A 4,325-nucleotide genomic window follows, 5' to 3' on the forward strand; every position below is an offset into this window, starting at 1 on the left:
CCGGGGGAGTGAGGGCGGATGGGCGGGCTTGCCCTGCTCGGACTGACGCTGGGCTTCGGCGGCGCGGGCCTGTTCAGCGAGGCGGTCGGCTTCGGCCTGTCGGGCCTGTTCAGCGAGGCGATGGAGCTCGGCCTCACGCGCTTCCTCGGCGAGGCGATGGAGCTCGGCCTCACGCGCCTCCTCGGCGAGGCGGGCCTCCTCTTCCGCACGCAGCCGCGCTTCTTCGGCCAGCCGTGCCTCTTCCGCGAGGCGAGCTTCCTCGACCGCACGAAGACGGGCCTCTTCCGCAAGGCGAGCTTCCTCGGCCAGGCGCGCCTCTTCGGCTAGGCGCGCCTCTTCTTCCGCACGAAGCCGTGCTTCTTCCGCGAGCCGAGCCTCCTCCGCCAGCCGAGCCTCTTCGGCGAGGCGGGCTTCTTCCTCCGCACGAAGCCGTGCCTCTTCTGCGAGGCGGGCTTCTTCCTCCGCACGAAGCCGTGCCTCTTCTGCGAGGCGAGCCGCTTCTGCTACCCGCGCTTCCTCCTCGGCACGAAGGCGAGCCTCCTCAGCGAGACGCGCTTCTTCAGCAAGGCGCGCTTCTTCCTCCGCACGAAGCCGAGCTTCTTCAGCGAGCCGGGCCTCCTCTTCAACGCGAAGCCGAGCCTCTTCGGCCTGTCGTGCTTCCTCCGCCAGTCGGGCTTCTTCTTCGCGAAGGCGGGCCTCTTCGGCCAGACGCGCCTCTTCTTCAGCACGAAGCCGTGCTTCTTCCGCGAGACGGGCCTCCTCTGCGAGACGGGCCTCTTCCTCCGCGCGAAGGCGGGCCTCCTCAGCGAGACGCGCAGCCTCTTCAGCGCGAAGCCGGGCCTCTTCCGCTAGCCGAGCTTCCTCTGCGAGTCGTGTCTCTTCCTCTGCGCGAAGCCGGGCCTCTTCAGCGAGCCGAGCCTCTTCAGCGAGACGCGCTTCCGCTTCAGCGCGAAGCCGAGCCTCTTCCGCGATCCGGGCCTCCTCAGCAAGCCGAGCCTCCTCAGCGAGACGCGCTTCTTCCTCTGCACGCAGCCGAGCCTCTTCGGCGAGCCGAGCCTCCTCCGCCAGTCGAGCCTCTTCGGCGAGCCGAGCCTCCTCCGCCAGTCGAGCCTCTTCAGCGAAGCGCGCTTCTTCCGCCAGCCGTGCCTCTTCCGCGAGGCGAGCCTCCTCAATCGCGCGAAGCCGAGCCTCTTCAGCGAGCCGGGCCTCCTCGGCCAGGCGGGCCTCTTCTTCCGCACGAAGACGCGCCTCTTCAGCGAGCCGTGCTTCCTCTTCCGCGCGGCGTCGGGCCTCTTCGGCCAGACGAACCTCTTCGGCCAGACGGGCCTGTTCCTCGGCACGAAGCCGCGCCTCTTCCGCCAGCCGCTCAGCCTCGATGCGCGCCAACTCAGCGAGCCGGGCCTCTTCCGCAAGACGCGCCTCTTCGGCGAGGCGGGCCTCCTCAATCGCGCGAAGACGGGCCTCTTCAGCGAGCCGAGCCTCTTCGGCCAGACGCGCCTCTTCTTCGGCACGAAGGCGTGCTTCTTCCGCGAGCCGAGCCTCCTCCTCTGCGCGGATGCGCGCCTCTTCGGCGAGACGGGCTTCTTCGGCGAGACGGGCTTCTTCCTCCGCACGAAGGCGCGCTTCTTCCGCGAGCCGTGCCTCTTCGGCCAGGCGCGCCTCTTCTTCCGCACGAAGCCGAGCCTCTTCGGCGAGGCGAGCTTCCTCGGCCAAACGAGCTTCTTCCTCAGCGCGAAGGCGGGCCTCTTCCGCAAGGCGAGCCTCCTCGGCCAAGCGGGCCTCTTCGGCGAGGCGAGCCTCTTCGGCCAGCCGAGCCTCCTCGATTGCCCGAAGCCGAGCCTCTTCGGCGAGACGGGCCTCCTCGGCCAAGCGAGCCTCTTCAGCGAGCCGAGCCTCCTCCGCCAGCCGAGCCTCTTCAGCAAGCCGCGCGGCTTCGATGCGCGCCAGTTCCGCAAGCCGGGCTTCCTCTGCGAGGCGCTCCGCTTCAATTCGAGCGGCCTCCTCGGCAAGGCGGACCTCTTCAGCAAGCCACGCCTCTTCCGCGAGCCGGGCCTCCTCTTCGGCGCGAAGGCGAGCCTCCTCAGCGAGCCGCGCTTCTTCCTCCGCACGCAGCCGAGCCTCTTCAGCGAGGCGAGCCTCCTCCGCCAGACGGGCTTCTTCCGCGAGCCGAGCCTCTTCCGCAAGGCGCGCCTCTTCCTCCGCACGAAGCCGTGCCTCCTCCGCGAGGCGGGCCTCTTCGGCGAGGCGAGCTTCCTCCTCCGCACGAAGTCGGGCCTCTTCAGCGAGTCGGGCCTCTTCAGCGAGTCGAGCCTCTTCAGCGAGTCGAGCCTCTTCAGCGAGTCGAGCCTCTTCAGCGAGTCGAGCCTCTTCAGCGAGTCGAGCCTCTTCAGCGATGCGCGCTTCTTCCTCCGCGCGAAGCCGGGCCTCTTCCTCAGCGCGAAGACGAGCCTCTTCGGCAATGCGCGCTTCTTCCTCCGCGCGAAGCCGGGCTTCTTCGGCGAGCCGGGCCTCCTCCGCAAGGCGCGCCTCTTCCTCCGCGCGCAGTCGGGCTTCTTCCGCGAGGCGTGCTTCCTCGATCGCCTGGAGCCGAGCCTCTTCCGCGAGCCGTGCTTCTTCCTCTGCGCGAAGCCGCGCCTCCTCCGCTAGCCGGGCCTCTTCCGCAAGGCGAGCTTCTTCCTCGGCACGAAGACGTGCCTCTTCGGCCAACCGGGCCTCTTCGGCCAGACGCTCGGATTCAATGCGAGCCAGCTCGGCGAGCCGCGCCTCCTCTGCGAGACGCTCGGCTTCAATGCGCGCTTCTTCCGCCAAACGTTCGGCTTCGATGCGCGCCAACTCTGCGAGCCGAGCCTCTTCCGCGAGACGCTCCGCTTCAACACGCGCGAGTTCTGCCAATCGCGCCTCTTCGGCGAGACGCTCGGCTTCAATGCGTGCCAGTTCCGCGAGCCGGGCTTCTTCAGCCAGTCGATCGGCTTCAATGCGCGCCAGCTCCGCAAGCCGGGCTTCTTCAGCCAACCGCTCCGCCTCAATGCGCGCCAGTTCCGCGAGCCGAGCCTCTTCGGCGAGGCGCTCGGCTTCAAGGCGCGCCAGCTCCGCGAGCCGAGCCTCTTCGGCGAGACGCTCTGCTTCCAGCCGTGCCAGTTCCGCGAGCCGGGCCTCCTCCGCCAACCGCTCCGCCTCCAGCCGCGCCAGCTCCGCCAGCCGCGCCTCTTCCGCCAACCGCTCCACTTCGGCCAGCCGGGCCTCTTCCGCCAGCCGAGCCTCCTCCGCCAGCCGGGCCTCTTCGGCCAACCGGGCCTCTTCCGCCAGCCGCTCCGCCTCAATCCGCGCCAGCTCCGCGAGCCGAGCCTCTTCCGCCAGCCGCTCCGCCTCAATCCGCGCCTCTTCCTCCGCGCGAAGCCGGGCCTCCTCCGCCAGCCGGGCCGCTTCCAGCGCCTGGAGCCGGGCCTCCTCCGCCAGCCGCTCCGCCTCGATGCGCGCCAGCTCCGCCAGCCGCGCCTCTTCCGCGAGCCTTGCCTCCTCCGCCAGCCGCTCCGCCTCCAGCCGCGCCAGCTCCGCGAGCCTCGCCTCCTCCGCGCGCCGCTCCGCCTCCTCGCGCCGGCGGGCCTCCTCGATCTCCCAGGCCTCCTCCTCCGCCTGTCGCAGCTCCTCCTCGCGCCGCAGCCGCTCGCGCTCCTCCCAGTCCTCCACCGACAGGGCTTCGATGCGCCCCTCGCGCTCCAGCACGCGCAGGAGCGCCTGCTGCGCCCCCGTCAGCGCCTCCGGCTGCCGGAACGCCCCCAGCGTCTCCAGGAGGCTCCGCTCCGACGCATCCGTCAGCCACGGCTCGCACGCCGCCACCTCCGGGCAGCGGTAGACCCTCGCGGGCACGGCCTCACTCGGCGCCGGCTCCAGCGCCGCCCGCACCACCCGCACTCCCGCGATGGGCGCGAAGCCTCCCGCCGCCTCCACCGCCTCCGCCTCGAAGTCCGCGCGCTCCGCCAGCTCGCTCAAGCGGCGCACCTGCGCCAGCACCTGCTGCTCGTGCACCACCGCGGGCTTCAGCCCGCTGTCCTCCAGCAGCTCGTCGTCAGGCGCCGCCGCCCCACCCCGCGCCCACAGCGCGTCCAGGGCGTCCACGCCCAGCAGCCCGTTCTGGAAGAGCGCCTGCGCCGGCGTCTGGTAGCCAAAGCCCAGCCGCGCGCCCACGAGGTCGCCCTCGCGCAGCCACAGCGCGGACTCACGTCCACCGGCGTGCAGGGTCAGCCGGCCGGTGGCTCGGGACTTGTGGGCGGCATACAGCGCTTCGGCGACCTGCGAGGCGGACATTCTGCCCCGGAGTGTAGCCC

The 4,325-nt window shown here is 71.0% G+C and carries 1 protein-coding gene and 1 pseudogene; one reads left to right on the forward strand and one right to left on the reverse strand.

The genetic code is table 11. The features are described from left to right. Window positions 1-3,903 (reverse strand): annotated as a pseudogene (locus D7W81_RS40125) (molecular chaperone DnaJ); the annotation flags it as partial. 16 nt (window positions 3,904-3,919) lie between these two features. Here D7W81_RS40125 and D7W81_RS43935 point away from each other — a divergent pair. Next, window positions 3,920-4,162 (forward strand): hypothetical protein, encoded by a 243-nt coding sequence (locus tag D7W81_RS43935; protein ID WP_244227770.1) that lies wholly within the window; start codon window positions 3,920-3,922, stop codon window positions 4,160-4,162. Window positions 4,163-4,325: the final 163 nt, after the last annotated feature.

This window comes from Corallococcus aberystwythensis, from assembly GCF_003612165.1.
Lineage (GTDB): Bacteria > Myxococcota > Myxococcia > Myxococcales > Myxococcaceae > Corallococcus > Corallococcus aberystwythensis.

What these genes read in the sequence shown, in the direction of transcription:
- D7W81_RS43935 (WP_244227770.1), top strand. Translation starts at nt 3,920, where the DNA reads ATGGGCGCGAAGCCTCCCGCCGCCTCCACCGCCTCCGCCTCGAAGTCC.